Origin of the sequence: Stenotrophomonas sp. ASS1 (assembly GCF_004346925.1) — a bacterium.
Taxonomy (GTDB): Bacteria; Pseudomonadota; Gammaproteobacteria; order Xanthomonadales; family Xanthomonadaceae; genus Stenotrophomonas; species Stenotrophomonas maltophilia_A.
On the sequence record NZ_CP031167.1, the window covers coordinates 1,535,531 to 1,549,591 of the forward strand.

Sequence of the window (14,061 nt, forward strand, 5' to 3'; positions counted from 1 at the left end):
GGGGGGCGTTTTTCGTTTGCGTCCAACGCGCTTCATCCCCACTTCACCGCCACCCCATCGCCTCAACACGCGCATTGGCGAAGCTGCATCTCCGTTCCAATCCGGTGGTGTCGCGATGCCTCATCAATCCTCGGCCTACGATCACGACGTGGTCATCGTCGGCGCCAGTTTCGCCGGTGCCGCCTGCGCGTTGGCCGCTGTCCAATATGGACTGCGCGTGTGCGTACTCGAACGCAAGGCCGACCCCGGCGAACGCCTGCACACCACCGGCATCGTGGTGAAGGAAGCGATGGAGCAGACCTGGCTGGGGCGCATGCCCGAACACCTGGTGCAGCGGGTTGCCAATGTGCGCCTGTATGCGCCGAACCTGCGCAGCGTGTTGCTGGCCGCGCCGGGCTATTACTTCCTCACCACCGATACGCCGAACCTGATGCGCTGGCTGGCCAGCGAGCTGCGCGCGAATGGTGTCGACCTTCGCCTGCAGCAGTCCTTCACCGACGCCCATCGCAGTGGTGACGGCTGGCTGGTGGAAGGGGGAGGGCGGTGCGCCTACCTGGTCGGCGCCGATGGCGCGCGCTCACGCGTTGCCCGGCGCACTGGCCTCGGCCAGGTGCGCGACAATCTCTACGGTGTCGAACGCGAGTTCGCCGGCCTGCAACTACCTCAGGGCGATGCATTGCATTGCTTCGTCAGCAAGCGCTTTGCACCGGGCTACATCGGCTGGGTCGCCCAGAACCCGACCGGGCTGCAGGTCGGCTTGGCGCTGCGCCATGACCCGAACCAGGTGCGGCCGCCTGATATCGATGGCTTTCTTGAGCACGTGCGCGATGTGGTCGGCATTCCGCCTTCGGCGCGTCCGTCGGCCACCCGCGCAGGCCTGGTGCCCTGCGGCCGGCCGGATGGGCCGATCACTGGCCAACGGCTGATCCTGACCGGCGACGCGGCGGGCATCGTCTCGCCATTGTCCGCCGGGGGCATCCATTCCTCGTGGCGGCATGGCTGGGCGGTCGGCGAGGCGATTGCCCGCCATCTGCGCGGCCAAGGGCCGGGCGCCGAACGGGTAGCGCGGCAGGTAGCCCCCGCATTTCACGGCAAGTACCTGCTGCGCTGGGCGATGGATCATCTGCAGGCCGACTGGCCGCTCAACGCACTGCTGCACACGGCGACCACGCGGCGCATCGCCGAGCAGGTCTACTTCCATCGCCGTGGCCTGCGCAGGTGATGCACATTTCGATGGGCTTATAATTACATGATTCTGTATTTATTTGCGTGAACACGCATATAAGCCACAAAATTAGGGAATTAAATTCATTGAACAGGAGTGGTGTCGATTCTATAATTTGGATGCCAACTGGCATGGGAAGAGGGTGGTGAGCGCTATGTTGGATTTGGGCTTCAGCAAGCCCGGCGAGGTCGTCAAGCGACTCTGCGAGCGCTTGCGCACAGAGCGCATGGCGTTGGGCATGACACAGTCGGATCTGGCCGGGCGTGCCGGCATTGGGACCAACACCGTGTCCAACCTGGAGGCCGGGCGCAATGTTGGCTTCGAGGCGGTGGTCCGCGTGGCGATGGTCCTTGGTCGGATCAACGAGCTCGAAGGCCTGTTCCAGCCAAAGCTGGACAGCATCGAAGACATTCGGCGCTACGAAGAGGCCGCGAATCGCCTGCGGACGAAGAGGAAGCCCCGCAATGCCTGAGCAAGTGAATGTCTTCTATGAGGGGTGGGGAGAGCGATGGCTCTGGGGAACGCTGGTCTCCACCACCGCCCTGACCGGCCGCCCGCTGATCGCCTTCGAGTACAGCAACGAGGCCAGGCAAAGGGGGCTGGAGCTGTCTTCGTACAAGCTGCCGCTGGCCGGCCCTCCGTTGCGGCGGGATTTTCCGGACCATCAACTGCAACTGCCCGGGCCCGTGTATGACGCCTTGCCAGACGGCTGGGGCATGCTGCTGATGGACCGCATGTTCAGGCGCCGAAGGATCAGCACAGCACGCATCGGCCCGCTCCAGCGTTTGGCCTGCATCGGTGGCAACGCGATGGGGGCCATGACGTTTGAACCTGTGGCGCCCGAGGGCGAGGCGCCGCAGGTCCACGTCCCGCTGGAGCAGCTTGCCGCCGAAGTGCAGGAGGTGCTCCGGGGAGAAGGTGGCGAATTTCTGCAGACCTTGCTGCTGGTGGGCGGCTCACCCCAAGGTGCAAGGCCCAAGGCACTTGTCTATCGCGATCCGCAGTTCGGTGGGTTCACCACGGCCGCCGAGCCAGGGTTCGAAGCCTGGCTGGTCAAGTTCCCGGCCAGAGAAGAGCATGCCGAGGCGTGCGCCATTGAAATGGTCTACGCCGAGTGCTTGCGCAGGTGCGGCATCGAGACCCCGGACACGCAGTACTTCAGCCTGCCCAATGGGCTGGCCGCGTTCGCCAGCAAGCGCTTTGATCGCCACGATGGGTTGCGTGTACCCATGCAGAGTCTTGCCGCATTCACGGGCGCCAACTACCAGACGGCGGGGTCCTTGGACTATGTCAACTTCCTGCGCGCGACCCAGCTGTGTACCAATGACGTGCGGCAAATGGCCGTGGCCTTCGAGCGTGCGGTCTTCAACGTCGCCTTCAACAACCGGGACGATCATCCGAAGAATTTTGCCTACATCATGTCGCCGGATGGGCAATGGCGCTTGGCCCCGGCCTACGACGTGACCTTCTGCGAGGGACCCAACGGATATCACCAGATGGACGTCATGGGGGAGGCACTGGCGATTTCCCGTGCTGACATGCTTCGGCTTGCCGAGGAAGCAGAAGTGCAGCAGGGTGACGCCAGTCTGGCGATTGACAGCATCTGCGAGGTGGCCAGCCAATTCACCGAAATCGCCAACGGCATGTATTCAAGCGTTATTGCTCAAGACACCTTGAGCATGATCCAAGGGCGTATCAACGAGAACGTGGCTCTGCTGCGGCAAGTCCGGCCTGGCCTGCGGACCTGAGGCCCGGGCGCAGGGGCCTGAACGCCCCCCTTCACTTCACCTGAAAATTCCTGTTGACGCCGTGCAGCAATATCGACACAATAGCGATCCTTCGACGCAGGTCGAACGGAATCTGCGGGAATAGCTCAGTTGGTAGAGCGCAACCTTGCCAAGGTTGAGGTCGCGAGTTCGAGTCTCGTTTCCCGCTCCAGATTCAAGAAGAACGCTCCCGCAAGGGGGCGTTTTTCGTTTGTCACACCGGTTGCACCACCGCCGCGCTAGCGTGCCTTGCCGGGCAGGGCGCTGCACCAGGTCCGGGCATCCTGCCGGTGGAAACCGGGGCAGCGGTTGTCCTGCGGGATGTAGACGTAGGGAGCGTCATCTTCGTAGGTGAAGTGGTAGTAGTAGGTCCGGTCCTTCCCGTACAACCAGTAGTTCGACGAGCCCTGGTTGATGGCATACGGCTCGAACGTGAAGATCGAGGATTCGGCGGGAATGAAGTTGCTGCGCTCCATCAGTAGCAGCGTGGCGTTCGAGACCAGTGGGGTGGTCAGGACGAGCACGATCACACCGACAGTCGCTGTCGTGATCGAGCCAATCAGCAGCCAGCGGCGGGGGCGTTTCACGGTCGGGCAGCATCGAAGCAAGACAATGCCGCAATGTGCAATACGCTGTGAAAGTCGTCCAGTGTTCCGTGCCGGGAACGCATTGAAAGCGTAGTGAAAGACTGGGTCGGCGTTGCCTGAACCGCACGCGTGCTGTGACCTTTTTCGGACGATTTCTCCATGTTCGCTCCACAATCGCACGGTAGCCTTCATGCTCCTTCTACACGTTGGCGGGCTGGTGGTCAGGCGTATCACTTCAGTGGCAGTGCCCAAGGCCGGGCACGGACTCTCCCTGCATGCAGTGCTGCGCCCTGGTGCGTTGTTGGCAAGCCTGGCCCTGGCCGGTTGCATGTCGGTGCCTGTTCCGGACCTGCCTGACCGCACGCCCAGCGCCTGGACCCAGGTGCCGCAGGGCCAGGGCGTGGCAGTGGATGCCAGACAGTGGTGGAAAGTGCTGTCCGACCCGGCACTGGATGGCCTGGTCGACCAGGCCATCGCCGGCAACCTGGACCTGCAGCAGGCTACGCTGCGCCTGCAGGCCGTTCGGATCGTCGCAGGCACTTCCGACTCGCGTTTCCTGCCGGAAATCTCGGCCAGCGCCAAGCAGGTGCAGGACGCCGCCGCCGTCGATACCTACTTCCATGCCGGCATCGAAGCGATCTGGGACCTGGGCCTGTTCGGTGCCGCCGAGAGCGCGCAGTTGAGCGCGCAGGCTTCGGCCGGCAATGCCGAGGCGCTGCGCAATGCCGCGCTGGTGGCGGTGATTGCCGACGTGGTGCGCAGCTATCTGGACCTGACCGTTGCACAGGCCCAGCAGGACCTGCTGGCCCGCCAGCAATCGGTGGATGACCGCGGCGAGCACCTGGCCCTGGTCCGCCAGCGCCTGCGCCTGGATGAGCCCGGCGAACTTGATCGCCTGCGTGCACGCCAGGCCGCCACCCACGCCGCCATCGCACAAGCGCGGGAAAACGCCGACAACGCCGCCCGTGCGCTGGCATTGTTGCTGGGCCGTGATGGCCCGGATCCGGCTTGGCGCGCCTATCGCTCGCCGCCGAAGCTGGGCACGTTCTCCCTGCAGCAGGTACCGGCCGATCTGCTGCGCCACCGCCCGCAGATTCTGCTGGCCGAATCTGAAGTGATGCAGGCTGCGGCGAGCAAGGGCTCCGCACGTGCCGCGATGTATCCGCGGGTCAGTCTTGGTGGCTCGATCCTGTACGCCTACAACCTCACCCAGAACGCCCGCTCCAACTCCGATTCCAGTCCCTCGATCGGCCCGTACATCGATATCCCCCTGTGGGATTGGGGCCAGCGTCGTGCGCGCTTCAATGCCGATGAAAAGCAGTTGGATGCCGCGTTGCTCGGTTATCGCAAAGCGGTACTGGAAGGCGTGAGCGAAGTGGAGGGCGCGCTGGGCAGCCTGGCGCGGCAGGACAGCAGCATCCAGTCGCTGCGTGCGGCCAATGATGCCGCCGGCCAGCAGCTCAAGCGCCAGGCACGGCAGGTGCAGCTGGGTTTGTCCAGCGAGTTCGATGGACTGGACACGCAGCGTGCCGCGCTTGCCTCGCAGGCTGATCTGATCGGTGCGCAGGGCGCACGCGTGCTCGCGTTTGCTTCGCTGTACCGCGCCCTCGGTGGCGCACCGCTGCCGGTCGAAGCCGAGGACGCGTCGCAATGATTGCACTGGCCCGAAAGACCCTGGCCTATGAGTGGCGCCGGTTTCTGCCGGTAGTGCTGGCGATGTGCTTCGCTGGCGTGCTGCTGATCGTGCAGGCGGCGCTGGTGCTGGGTATCTTCGGTACCGCCGCGATCTACGTGAAGGCATCGTCGGCTGATATCTGGGCCGGTTTCCCCGGCACCCAGAGCGTGAACTACGGCCATGCAATCAGTGCGGATGTGGAAAGCCACCTGCGCATGGATCCGGATGTCACCCGCGTCGAACCCTACGAATGGGTCGATGGCGAATGGCGTTCCAGCGCGCAGGGTACCGGCAACGTGTCGGTGTACCTGTCCGGCATCTCCACCCAGGACGACGCGATGATGTTCGCGCGCATCCTGCCCGCCGACCTGCGCGCGCAGCTGCGCGAACCCGGTGCGGTGATCGTCGATAGCGCCGATCTGGATACGCTGGGCGTGGACCTGCAGAACAACCGTGCGTGGATCAATGGCAAGGCGGTGCGCGTGGTCGCGGCACAACCGGGCCTGCGTGGCCTTGGTGGCGTCAACGTGCTGGCGTCGCTGGATACCGCGCGCGCCATCGCGGGTACCGATCCGCACGAGGGCAGTACCTATTTCGTGGCGGGCCTGCGTTCGCCGGACCTGGCCGACCGTGTGCGCGACCGCCTGGCCACGTCGATGGGGCAGGCCACGCCGGTCGAGTTCTGGACGGCACCGGAGTTCGCCAGCCGCTCGCAGCAATACTGGCTGTTCGATACCGGTGCCGGCATCGCAGTGCTGTTCATGGCGGTCATCGTCTGCTTTGTCGGCGCGGTGATCACCAACCAGTCGTTCGCTTCGGTGGTGGCCGGTTCGGTGCGCGAGTACGCCACGCTCAATGCACTCGGTGCCGGTCGCTATGCACTGGCGCGGGTGGTGTTCGAACAGGCACTGTTGATCGGCGGCGTGGGCATGTTGCTGGCGGCGGCGTTCAGTACCGTCGTGCTGTTGATCGCACAGACCCAGCGCGTGCCAGTGCAGCTGACACCGATGGTGATCATCGGTTGCGTTGCACTGGTCGCGGTGATGGCCATGCTGTCGAGCATCATGGCGGTACGCAGTGTCGTTCGCTCCGATCCATCGTTGCTGCTGCGTTGAGGACCGACCGATGACTTCCATACGCGCCGTCGCCCCGACCCTGCAGGCCGACGCACTGGAAAAGGGTTTCATGTCCGGCGACGTGCAGGTGCCGGTGCTGCGTGGCCTGTCACTGGACATCTATCCCGGTGAACTGACCCTGGTATCGGGCCCATCCGGTTGCGGCAAGAGCACGCTGCTGTCGTTGCTGTCTGGGTTGTCTGCGCCCGATGGCGGCCGCGTGCACGCGCTCGGGCAGGATGTGGGCCACATGACGCGCAGTGAAGTGGAGCGCTTCCGCCTGCACCATGTCGGCTTCGTGTTCCAGGGCTTCAATCTGTTCCCCGCACTGACCGCACTGGAACAGGTGCAGCTGCCGCTCGGCTATCGCGGCATGAGCAATCGCGAAAGCGAACCGCTGGCCCGCAAGGCATTGGACGAGGTGGGCCTCAGCCACCGCAGCCACATGCGACCGGCGCAGCTGTCCGGTGGTGAGAAGCAGCGCGTGGCCGTTGCGCGCGCCTTCGCCAAGTCGCCGACGCTGATCTTCGCCGACGAACCCACCAGCGCGCTGGACGCCGAGAACGGCCAGCGCGTGATCGACATCCTGCATCGCTACGCACGTGCGCACGGCGCCACCGTGTTGTGCGTGAGCCACGATCCGCGCCTGATCCGGCATGCCGATCGGGTGATCGCCATGGAAGACGGCATGGTCCGTGATGACCGCCGCCAGAACGAAACTGTAGAGTCCGCCCCATGACCAAGACGTTGCACCTGCTTCCCTTCAGCCTGGTACTGTCCGCGGCGCTGCTGCTCGGCGCCTGTTCCAAGGACGCGCCTGCCCAAGCACCTGCAGGTAAAGCCGGCACTGCCACCGCCGGCAAGGTCGCGGTGGCGCGCGGCATCATCGACGTCGAGGGTGGCCTGATCGCGCTGGCGCCGCCAGTGGATGGCTCGATCACCGCCGCGCCGGTGAAGGAGGGTGCCACGGTGAAGAAGGGACAGTTGCTGCTGTCGCTGGATGGCGCCCTGCTGCAGCAGGAAGTGGCGATGGCCACCGCCGATCTGGCCCTGGCCAACGACCGCCTGAAGGGCAGCCAGGCGCAGTTGCGCGAACTGGAGCGCAACGCCACCCGTCTGTCCACCGGCGCCAGCGAAGGCGTGTCGTCCAACCAGCAGGCCGATGCGGCCAAGCAGCAGCTGGCCGGCGTACGTGCCGATGTCGATGTGGCCGGTGCGCAGGTCGACATGGCCCAGCACAAGCTGGAGCACGCCAGACTGAAACTGCAGCAGATGTCGCTGAGCGCGCCGGAAGCCGGCACCGTGGTCGGCCAGGTGCCGGGCCTCGGCGCCTTCGTGCAGGCTGGCAAGCCGGCGATTTCGCTGCTGCCGGCACGCCCGCTGCAGGTGCGTGCAGAACTGAGCGCCGCCTATGCCGATGCCGTGCAGGTGGGCATGAAGGCCACCGTCGTGCCGGACAGCGATGGCGCCGAGAACACCGGCTCACTGCCACCCGCGCGCGTGGTGCGCATCAGTCCGGTGTTCGCGCAGGCGCGCCTGCCTGAAGATGCCGGGCGGGGCGTGGCCAAGGTGGTGGAGTGCGTGCTGGAGTTCGACGGCGCGGCCAAGGCGCGCTTCGGCCAGCATGTGCGGGTGGAGTTCCGGAATTAGGGCGCGGGCCTCAGTTCTCGAGCCAACGTCGTAGGCGAGGCCAAAGCGAGGCCGGCACAACCACGAGCAGTGCAAGCAGCAGGAGGGCGCTCATGCCGAGCAGCCAGAGCATATGCACGGCACGCACGGGTGATTGATGCATGGAAATCGCGCCCCAATAGGCCGTCCAGGCAAGCCACGGAAGGATGCCGAGCAGCATCCGCAGCCACAGGCGGCGGAACCGCCATGGCTGCACAGCCACGCACAGCACTGTCATTTCCACGAGGATGATCAGCGCGAATGTGATCACCGAGCCGATGGGGTAGGGCAGCGTCCCGGACTCGGTGTAAGGCCGCTGCCAATGATCCGGCTGGAATCCGGCATGGATGAGCGCAGCAACCAGCAGCAGCCAGATGAGTGATACGAACAGCCAGAAGGCAGAGACGGCACGGAATGCGATGGGCAGGGGCACGATGCAGGCGTTCGTCGCTGGCGGATCCTCAACTTCCTGCATCGGCCTGCCGCAATCCATGCAAGAGATCCGAAAATGAAGCGGTGAAGTCCTCGGATCCCGCGCCTTAAGGAACCGCAGTCGGGGTCTTCTTCCTGCCGGAAATGCGTCCCAGGACGCTGACCAGCGACACCACGCACAGCGCCAGCAGCAGCCCAACGTCCAGCAGCAGCAACCACAGCAGGTGCATGCCGTGCACCGGTGGCTGATGCATGGCCGACAGCATCCACGGTACCGACCACGCCAGCAGCAGAACGAAGGCAATCAACAGGCGCAGCCACAGTCGCTTCAGTTTCCATGGCCGCACGATCAAGGCGGCCACGACCAGTTCAACCGTGCCCAGCAACGCGAACACGATGACAGTGCTGGTCGGGTAGGGCAGCTCGGCGCCTTCCAGGCGGTGCAGCAACCAGTAGTCCGGGGTGAAGCCGGCATTGACCAGCGCGACGATCAGCGCCAGCCAGGTCAGCGCGACCAGTAACCAGAACAGGCGGATGTAACGTCTAGGCATCGGCGGTGTCCATGGTAGCGGGCAGGCGGCTGCGTGATGCATAGCACACCGATGTGGCGATCGCGGCCAGCGCCAGCAGGCCAGGCCCGACAGTGAAGTACAGCAGGCGCAGCGGGTGGTTGTGCATCAGCGTCCAGGTCGCGAACGTCAGCGGAACCGCCAGCACCAACAGCTTGGCGAACAGCGGCCGCAGCACCGCAATCAGTGGCTGGGCGCCGAGGAACATATGGAACAGATGGAACTGGGCGATGCCAAGGCCGATGTCGCGATGCGAGGTGAAGCCGAAATTGTCGCGATACCAGTTCATTCCCAGCGGAATCAGTGCCCAGTACAGCAGCGCTACTACCAGATGCAGCAGCAGGGCGATCAACAGGGGCTTGCCGCGAAGGAACATGGGCGCACGGGGCTGGGCGGGGCAGCGTACCCCAGTGCGGACGCCCATGACCGCATCGTGTGAAGACTGTTGACGGCGTGAAGGAATTTGGACACAATAGCGCTCCTTCGACGCAGGTCGAACGGAATCTGCGGGAATAGCTCAGTTGGTAGAGCGCAACCTTGCCAAGGTTGAGGTCGCGAGTTCGAGTCTCGTTTCCCGCTCCAGATTCTACAGGGCCCCGGTAGGGGCCTTGTTTTTCTCCCGCCACGGCAAGGCGGGGCACGTTGGGCCACAAGGCTTTACGCGCAGTCAGAAAAGTGAAATCGCTGGTGTGTGTTCCGGATTTCCGGTACCATGGCGGCTTATGCGGGAATAGCTCAGTTGGTAGAGCGCAACCTTGCCAAGGTTGAGGTCGCGAGTTCGAGTCTCGTTTCCCGCTCCATGTTCCGACAGGCCCCATCATGGGGTTTTGTCTTGTCAGGGCTCCGTTCCTGGCGCGCAGTACGTTGGCCTCATGGCAGAGTGGCTATGCACCGGATTGCAAATCCGTTTACAGCGGTTCGATTCCGCTTGAGGCCTCCAATTGAAAAGCCCTGACTCCGGTCAGGGCTTTTTTGTTTGTCTGGATGCCAGCTAACCTGCGTCCGGATCGATATCCGCTACAGCCTGGCCAGCGCCTGCACCGTGGCCTGGGTCAGTGGCTGGGGCAGAGCATCCAGCGCGAACCAGCCCAGCCCTGTCTGCACACCCGGCTCCTGGATGGAAGCCTCGGCAGCGGCAGGTGCCCGAGCCTCGAAGATCGGCGCGACCCAGTGCTGCGCAAGTGTCGGCTCGAAATGATCGGCCACACACAGCAGGCGTAGCAGCGTCACTTCCAATGCCGTCTCCTCGCGAGTTTCGCGGACCACGGCAGCCTCCACCGTTTCCATCCAGTCGACTTTGCCGCCGGGCAGGCCCCAGTGCCCGCGCTCCGGATCGCGTCCGCGCTGGATCAGCAGGATGCGGCCGTCGGCATCACGGACGACGGCGCCGCATCCAACGCGGGGAATCTGCAGTTCAGTCATGGCGGAGAATGAAGAAGGAGCTGACTTCATTCTTGCATGCACACCGCATCAGGTGGACCCGCGCTAGGCTGGGCACCTGTGCATCAGCATCCTCACAGGTGTGTCGCATGCTTCTCCGGCAACTCAGCGCTGACGACGCCGATATTCTCTGGCAAGCACGGTTGCAGGCCCTTCGCGAGTCGCCCGCGGCGTTCCTGTCCACGCTGGCCGAGGCGCAGGATGACTCGGCGGACGTGATGCGCGCCCAGCTTGCCGATCCCGGCACGCGCTACTTCGGCACGTTCGTTGACGGCATGCTGGCGGGCTTCCTGCGTTACGTGCGCCCGGTACGGATGGCGCGACGGCATACGGCGGAAGTGCACAGTGTCCATGTGGGTGCTGGCCATCGTGGACACGGCATCGCCCGTCAACTGTTCCTTGCCGCGTTCGCGGCTGCGCGCGCGGAAGGCATTGAATCGCTCACTCTCACGGTGCTGGCGGACAACGCCGCCGCGCGCGCGCTGTATGAATCGCTGGGTTTCACCGAATCCGGCGTCGAGCCGCGCGCGGTGAAGCGCGACGGCCGCTATGTGGACATGGTGTCGTACTGGATTTCAGTGACCAGCTACCCACCATCGCCGGCACCTTGAATCACCCGCTCTACGCCGGATCGTGGACCGGCGTCTGCGCGCGGAAGTTGCGCCCGACTGGTTCACCCACGCTCAGGTAGTGGCGGAACAGATAGATCAACGGTTTCCAGTGGGCGACATCGATGTGCTGGGTGCCAGCCACGGTGATCGCTTCGTGCGCATGCACGCAACGGATCCGTCCTTCGACGATCACGAAGCCCTGACCGTCATCCTCGCCGGGCGGGTGCATCGCCATCACGCTGACTTCCACCTGCAGCGGGCACTCGGCAATCGCCTCTGGTGCGACGTGCATCGAGGCGACCGCACTGAAGCCCCCCAGCGCGAACTTGTCGCGGACGTGCACGTAGCCCATCGCCTGTTTGGCAGTGGGCACCGGGTCGCAGCCTGTCGCGCGCGCGATGGCCTCGACCTGTGCGGCCTGCGCGGAGGATGGGAAGTTCAGTACGCACTCGTTGCGCAGCTGCAGGTTGCGATAGCCCTGACCCTGCACGCCTAGGCCCAGCACTACCCGGTTGCCCAGGGCCCAGAACGAAGACAACGGACTGATGTTGCTGCTGCCGTCGTCGTTCAGCGTGGTCATCAGCAACACAGGCGTGCCCGGGTACAGGACCGAAGGGGTGATGCGGCGGCGGGGAATCGGAGCGGTTTTCACGGCAGGCCTTGCACTATCGGGGTGGCCACTGTGCCGTGGCAGCGGGTGCCGACGCTTCGGCCTGCATCGAACTGTCGGCCTGCAACGGCGTGCCACAATGCGGGCATGGTCCACACCTCCGGTTCCCTTGTCAGCGTCGGTGCCCTGGTTGGCGACCAGGCGCGCGCATCCATGCTGCTGCAGTTGATGGATGGGCGTGCGTATACCGCGACGGAGCTGGCACGCGTGGCTGGGGTGACACCGCAGACGGCGAGCACGCATCTGCGCAGGCTGGTCGAGGGCGACCTGCTGGTCGCTGTCGCGCAGGGGCGCCATCGCTATCACCGGCTGGCCTCGCACGAAGTCGCCGACATGCTGGAGGGCATCCTGCGCGTTGCGGACCGCACGCCGTCCTGCACCGCTGAGGCATCACGCAGCATGCCGGCGTTGCGCCAGGCGCGTTCCTGCTACCGGCATCTGGCCGGTGTGCATGCGGTGGCGATCACCGACCGCTTGTTGCAGGCAGGGCACCTGGTCCCGCACCAGGCGCATTGGCGGGTGAGTGTGGAGGGCGCAGCGTTCCTGCAGGAGCTCGGCCAGCCGCTGGCTGAGCTGCTGCGGCTTCCCGTGACGGTCAAGCCTGCGCGCTACTGCCGAGGATGCCTGGACTGCACCGAGCGGCGCCCGCATCTGGCCGGGCTGGTCGGCGAGGCGATGCTGGACAGCTTCGTGAAGAACGATTGGCTTCGGCGGGTTGAGGGTCGACGCGAACTGCGCCTGACGCAGCCGGGGCGCGAAGCGCTGTGGACGCGGTTCGGCCTGGCGACATAAGGGCCCCTCCAGTCTCATTCGCCCACGACATGGCAAGGCGCTATGGTCGAGTTCCAAGTCTTAGGGAGCTGCAATGGCGAGCAAGGACATGAACGATCGCGGCACGCTGGCGGTATGCCGGCAATGAGCAAATCTTCTGTGGAAGTACGTTGGCTGACGTTCCGCCTGATGAACGGCCAGTCGATCGGACCGGATCGGCTGAAGGATGGATGGGTGATTGCTTCGGAGACCCGCCACTGTGGCGTGCGGCGTGAAGCCATCGAAGGCGCGGGCGTGGTCTACGCGCTGTATGCACCGGCCAACCTCGCCTCACCGCGGCGCGCGGAGATGCGCATGCGCGAATTCCTGATGAGCTCCGGCTACACCTTCACCATGGGTACGCTGGGCGGCTGACGCCGCCCTTTGGGGTCACGGGCGTACGGTCAGTGCCTGGCCGAGCATGCCGATCGGACCGCGCGCATCGTGCAGCACGGTGCTGGTCAAGCCGAGACCCTGGTGGCCAAACGACACCGACGTGTCGAAGCCCAGCCACTCGCCTTCGGGCATGCCGAACAGGTGCGCGGTCAGATCGAGGTTGGGGAAGGCGACCTCCTTCGGATCGGCGCGCACGGCCATGCCATTGGACAGATCGAACAGGGTGGCGGCACGGGCCAGCGGACTGACCGGCTCGCCGTCCAGCAGCGCGTGCTTCGCGCGCGCCCAGTAGGTGGCACGGCCGGGCCCCTGATCATGTCGGCGGATCTCCACGCTCTTGATGAAACCACCTGGCCAGACCGTACCTGGGTCCCACGCAGGCATTGATTCCGGCGGAGCAATGCCGGTGATCGGCGTGCCGGCGATGGCCTGCGTATCGTTCGGGCGCATCAGCCATGCACGCACGCGCAGCGCCGGGCGATCGTCATGGCGCAGCGTGGCTTCGACCAGTTCGATGGTGCGACCACCGCGCAGCACCTGTACGTCGGCCTCCATCGCTTCGATCGGAATGGTGCCGAGGATGTCGTAGGACAGGCGCGCGATCAGAAAACCGTGCCCACGCGCTGCGGCGTCGCGTTCCAGGTGGTGCGCCAGCAGCCCGATCGCAGGTGCGATGTGTTGTTCGCGGATGTTCCAGGCGCCGCCCGTGTGTTCGGTCGGCAGGTAGCGGGTGTCACTCAGTCGTTCGAAGAAGGCCATCGTATGCGTTGTGTCAGCAGGGAGGGGAGGCGGCAGATGCTGCGCGGGTCCCTGCATCGTAAGCGTTTGGCAGCGTGGCCGGCTGAGCTGGCTCCCGCAGGAGCCGGCCGGATGCCGGTCAGGAGGACTGGCAATCCATTTCGCGGCACATCTTGTACTGGGCCAGGCATTCTGCGGGTGTCTTGGCCAGTGGGCCTGAAGTTGCGCGCAGACAATATTCGTACTGCTGGCTGCAGAATTCACAGGGGCCTGCGGCGAAGGCCAGCCCGGTCACGGCCATGCCAAGGAACATCACGGTCTTCAAGGTCGTCTTGATCATCACGTCAGTCCTTTGTGTG

At 64.9% G+C, this 14,061-nt stretch carries 18 protein-coding genes and 4 tRNA genes; 14 read left to right on the top strand and 8 right to left on the bottom strand.

The window, feature by feature from the left end:
• Window positions 1–115 precede the first annotated feature (115 nt).
• The 4 genes from MG068_RS07125 to MG068_RS07140 all read left to right on the top strand — a co-directional run bounded on the left by MG068_RS07125 (window position 116) and on the right by MG068_RS07140 (window position 3,163).
• Window positions 116–1,222, top strand: coding sequence for an NAD(P)/FAD-dependent oxidoreductase (locus tag MG068_RS07125; RefSeq protein ID WP_132809763.1), 1,107 nt, complete (start codon window positions 116–118; stop codon window positions 1,220–1,222).
• 157 nt (window positions 1,223–1,379) lie between these two features.
• A complete protein-coding gene (locus MG068_RS07130; RefSeq protein ID WP_049399935.1) occupies window positions 1,380–1,697 on the top strand; it encodes a helix-turn-helix domain-containing protein in 318 nt (105 codons plus the stop codon).
• The gene (locus MG068_RS07135) at window positions 1,690–2,973 is read left to right on the top strand and encodes a type II toxin-antitoxin system HipA family toxin (RefSeq protein WP_132809764.1); all 1,284 of its coding nucleotides are present in this window, start codon (window positions 1,690–1,692) and stop codon (window positions 2,971–2,973) included. Before MG068_RS07130 ends, MG068_RS07135 begins: the two co-directional genes overlap by 8 nt.
• Before the next feature lie 114 nt (window positions 2,974–3,087).
• A tRNA-Gly gene (locus MG068_RS07140) sits at window positions 3,088–3,163 on the top strand.
• A 67-nt stretch (window positions 3,164–3,230) separates the two neighbouring features.
• Here MG068_RS07140 and MG068_RS07145 read toward each other — a convergent pair.
• Window positions 3,231–3,578 carry a hypothetical protein gene (locus MG068_RS07145; RefSeq protein WP_050509834.1) on the bottom strand — a complete coding sequence of 116 codons (348 nt, stop codon included), beginning with the start codon at window positions 3,576–3,578 and terminating at the stop codon, window positions 3,231–3,233.
• 190 nt (window positions 3,579–3,768) lie between these two features.
• Here MG068_RS07145 and MG068_RS07150 point away from each other — a divergent pair, with 190 nt between their 5' ends.
• The 4 genes from MG068_RS07150 to MG068_RS07165 are packed head-to-tail and all read left to right on the top strand — an operon-like array spanning window position 3,769 to window position 8,018.
• The gene (locus tag MG068_RS07150) at window positions 3,769–5,232 is read left to right on the top strand and encodes an efflux transporter outer membrane subunit (RefSeq protein ID WP_132809765.1); all 1,464 of its coding nucleotides are present in this window, start codon (window positions 3,769–3,771) and stop codon (window positions 5,230–5,232) included.
• On the top strand, window positions 5,229–6,368 hold the full coding sequence (locus tag MG068_RS07155) for an ABC transporter permease (RefSeq protein WP_132809766.1): 1,140 nt from the start codon (window positions 5,229–5,231) through the stop codon (window positions 6,366–6,368). Before MG068_RS07150 ends, MG068_RS07155 begins: the two co-directional genes overlap by 4 nt.
• A gap of 10 nt (window positions 6,369–6,378) precedes the next feature.
• On the top strand, window positions 6,379–7,107 hold the full coding sequence (locus MG068_RS07160; RefSeq protein WP_032128913.1) for an ABC transporter ATP-binding protein: 729 nt from the start codon (window positions 6,379–6,381) through the stop codon (window positions 7,105–7,107).
• On the top strand, window positions 7,104–8,018 hold the full coding sequence (locus MG068_RS07165) for an HlyD family secretion protein (RefSeq protein ID WP_132809767.1): 915 nt from the start codon (window positions 7,104–7,106) through the stop codon (window positions 8,016–8,018). Before MG068_RS07160 ends, MG068_RS07165 begins: the two co-directional genes overlap by 4 nt.
• Before the next feature lie 10 nt (window positions 8,019–8,028).
• Here MG068_RS07165 and MG068_RS07170 read toward each other — a convergent pair whose 3' ends face one another.
• The 3 genes from MG068_RS07170 to MG068_RS07180 form a co-directional block, all read right to left on the bottom strand.
• Window positions 8,029–8,511, bottom strand: a complete 483-nt coding sequence (locus tag MG068_RS07170; protein WP_240792120.1) for a hypothetical protein — start codon at window positions 8,509–8,511, stop codon at window positions 8,029–8,031.
• A 64-nt stretch (window positions 8,512–8,575) separates the two neighbouring features.
• Window positions 8,576–9,019, bottom strand: a complete 444-nt coding sequence (locus tag MG068_RS07175) for a hypothetical protein (RefSeq protein WP_049463680.1) — start codon at window positions 9,017–9,019, stop codon at window positions 8,576–8,578.
• The gene (locus MG068_RS07180; RefSeq protein ID WP_107433538.1) at window positions 9,012–9,413 is read right to left on the bottom strand and encodes a hypothetical protein; all 402 of its coding nucleotides are present in this window, start codon (window positions 9,411–9,413) and stop codon (window positions 9,012–9,014) included. Before MG068_RS07180 ends, MG068_RS07175 begins: the two co-directional genes overlap by 8 nt.
• Window positions 9,414–9,543: 130 nt before the next feature.
• Between MG068_RS07180 and MG068_RS07185 the strand changes: the two genes are divergently transcribed.
• From MG068_RS07185 to MG068_RS07195, 3 genes are all read left to right on the top strand, one after another.
• A tRNA-Gly gene (locus MG068_RS07185) sits at window positions 9,544–9,619 on the top strand.
• Between the two features lie 142 nt (window positions 9,620–9,761).
• Window positions 9,762–9,837, top strand: a tRNA-Gly gene (locus tag MG068_RS07190).
• Between the two features lie 66 nt (window positions 9,838–9,903).
• Window positions 9,904–9,977 (top strand) — tRNA-Cys (locus MG068_RS07195).
• Between the two features lie 77 nt (window positions 9,978–10,054).
• Here MG068_RS07195 and MG068_RS07200 read toward each other — a convergent pair.
• Window positions 10,055–10,459: an NUDIX domain-containing protein gene (locus MG068_RS07200; RefSeq protein ID WP_132809768.1), complete on the bottom strand. Its 405-nt coding sequence runs from the start codon at window positions 10,457–10,459 to the stop codon at window positions 10,055–10,057.
• A gap of 107 nt (window positions 10,460–10,566) precedes the next feature.
• Between MG068_RS07200 and MG068_RS07205 the strand changes: the two genes are divergently transcribed.
• Complete coding sequence (locus MG068_RS07205; protein ID WP_132809769.1) at window positions 10,567–11,088, top strand: GNAT family N-acetyltransferase; 522 nt, start codon at window positions 10,567–10,569, stop codon at window positions 11,086–11,088.
• A gap of 10 nt (window positions 11,089–11,098) precedes the next feature.
• Here MG068_RS07205 and MG068_RS07210 read toward each other — a convergent pair whose 3' ends face one another.
• Window positions 11,099–11,740 carry a flavin reductase family protein gene (locus MG068_RS07210; protein ID WP_132809770.1) on the bottom strand — a complete coding sequence of 214 codons (642 nt, stop codon included), beginning with the start codon at window positions 11,738–11,740 and terminating at the stop codon, window positions 11,099–11,101.
• A 105-nt stretch (window positions 11,741–11,845) separates the two neighbouring features.
• Here MG068_RS07210 and MG068_RS07215 point away from each other — a divergent pair, with 105 nt between their 5' ends.
• On the top strand, window positions 11,846–12,550 hold the full coding sequence (locus MG068_RS07215; RefSeq protein ID WP_049420989.1) for an ArsR/SmtB family transcription factor: 705 nt from the start codon (window positions 11,846–11,848) through the stop codon (window positions 12,548–12,550).
• A gap of 123 nt (window positions 12,551–12,673) precedes the next feature.
• Window positions 12,674–12,943: a hypothetical protein gene (locus tag MG068_RS07220; protein ID WP_032128923.1), complete on the top strand. Its 270-nt coding sequence runs from the start codon at window positions 12,674–12,676 to the stop codon at window positions 12,941–12,943.
• Between the two features lie 15 nt (window positions 12,944–12,958).
• Here MG068_RS07220 and MG068_RS07225 read toward each other — a convergent pair whose 3' ends face one another.
• On the bottom strand, window positions 12,959–13,723 hold the full coding sequence (locus MG068_RS07225; protein ID WP_049461945.1) for a thioesterase family protein: 765 nt from the start codon (window positions 13,721–13,723) through the stop codon (window positions 12,959–12,961).
• Window positions 13,724–13,841: 118 nt separating this feature from the next.
• On the bottom strand, window positions 13,842–14,042 hold the full coding sequence (locus tag MG068_RS07230; RefSeq protein ID WP_032128925.1) for a hypothetical protein: 201 nt from the start codon (window positions 14,040–14,042) through the stop codon (window positions 13,842–13,844).
• Window positions 14,043–14,061: the final 19 nt, after the last annotated feature.

What these genes read in the sequence shown, in the direction of transcription:
- MG068_RS07125 (WP_132809763.1), top strand. Translation starts at nt 116, where the DNA reads ATGCCTCATCAATCCTCGGCCTACGATCACGACGTGGTCATCGTCGGC.
- MG068_RS07230 (WP_032128925.1), bottom strand. Translation starts at nt 14,042, where the DNA reads ATGATCAAGACGACCTTGAAGACCGTGATGTTCCTTGGCATGGCCGTG.
- MG068_RS07135 (WP_132809764.1), top strand. Translation starts at nt 1,690, where the DNA reads ATGCCTGAGCAAGTGAATGTCTTCTATGAGGGGTGGGGAGAGCGATGG.
- MG068_RS07215 (WP_049420989.1), top strand. Translation starts at nt 11,846, where the DNA reads ATGGTCCACACCTCCGGTTCCCTTGTCAGCGTCGGTGCCCTGGTTGGC.
- MG068_RS07180 (WP_107433538.1), bottom strand. Translation starts at nt 9,413, where the DNA reads ATGTTCCTTCGCGGCAAGCCCCTGTTGATCGCCCTGCTGCTGCATCTG.
- MG068_RS07165 (WP_132809767.1), top strand. Translation starts at nt 7,104, where the DNA reads ATGACCAAGACGTTGCACCTGCTTCCCTTCAGCCTGGTACTGTCCGCG.
- MG068_RS07155 (WP_132809766.1), top strand. Translation starts at nt 5,229, where the DNA reads ATGATTGCACTGGCCCGAAAGACCCTGGCCTATGAGTGGCGCCGGTTT.
- MG068_RS07175 (WP_049463680.1), bottom strand. Translation starts at nt 9,019, where the DNA reads ATGCCTAGACGTTACATCCGCCTGTTCTGGTTACTGGTCGCGCTGACC.
- MG068_RS07160 (WP_032128913.1), top strand. Translation starts at nt 6,379, where the DNA reads ATGACTTCCATACGCGCCGTCGCCCCGACCCTGCAGGCCGACGCACTG.
- MG068_RS07220 (WP_032128923.1), top strand. Translation starts at nt 12,674, where the DNA reads ATGAGCAAATCTTCTGTGGAAGTACGTTGGCTGACGTTCCGCCTGATG.
- MG068_RS07200 (WP_132809768.1), bottom strand. Translation starts at nt 10,459, where the DNA reads ATGACTGAACTGCAGATTCCCCGCGTTGGATGCGGCGCCGTCGTCCGT.
- MG068_RS07170 (WP_240792120.1), bottom strand. Translation starts at nt 8,511, where the DNA reads ATGCAGGAAGTTGAGGATCCGCCAGCGACGAACGCCTGCATCGTGCCC.
- MG068_RS07205 (WP_132809769.1), top strand. Translation starts at nt 10,567, where the DNA reads ATGCTTCTCCGGCAACTCAGCGCTGACGACGCCGATATTCTCTGGCAA.
- MG068_RS07225 (WP_049461945.1), bottom strand. Translation starts at nt 13,723, where the DNA reads ATGGCCTTCTTCGAACGACTGAGTGACACCCGCTACCTGCCGACCGAA.
- MG068_RS07150 (WP_132809765.1), top strand. Translation starts at nt 3,769, where the DNA reads ATGCTCCTTCTACACGTTGGCGGGCTGGTGGTCAGGCGTATCACTTCA.
- MG068_RS07130 (WP_049399935.1), top strand. Translation starts at nt 1,380, where the DNA reads ATGTTGGATTTGGGCTTCAGCAAGCCCGGCGAGGTCGTCAAGCGACTC.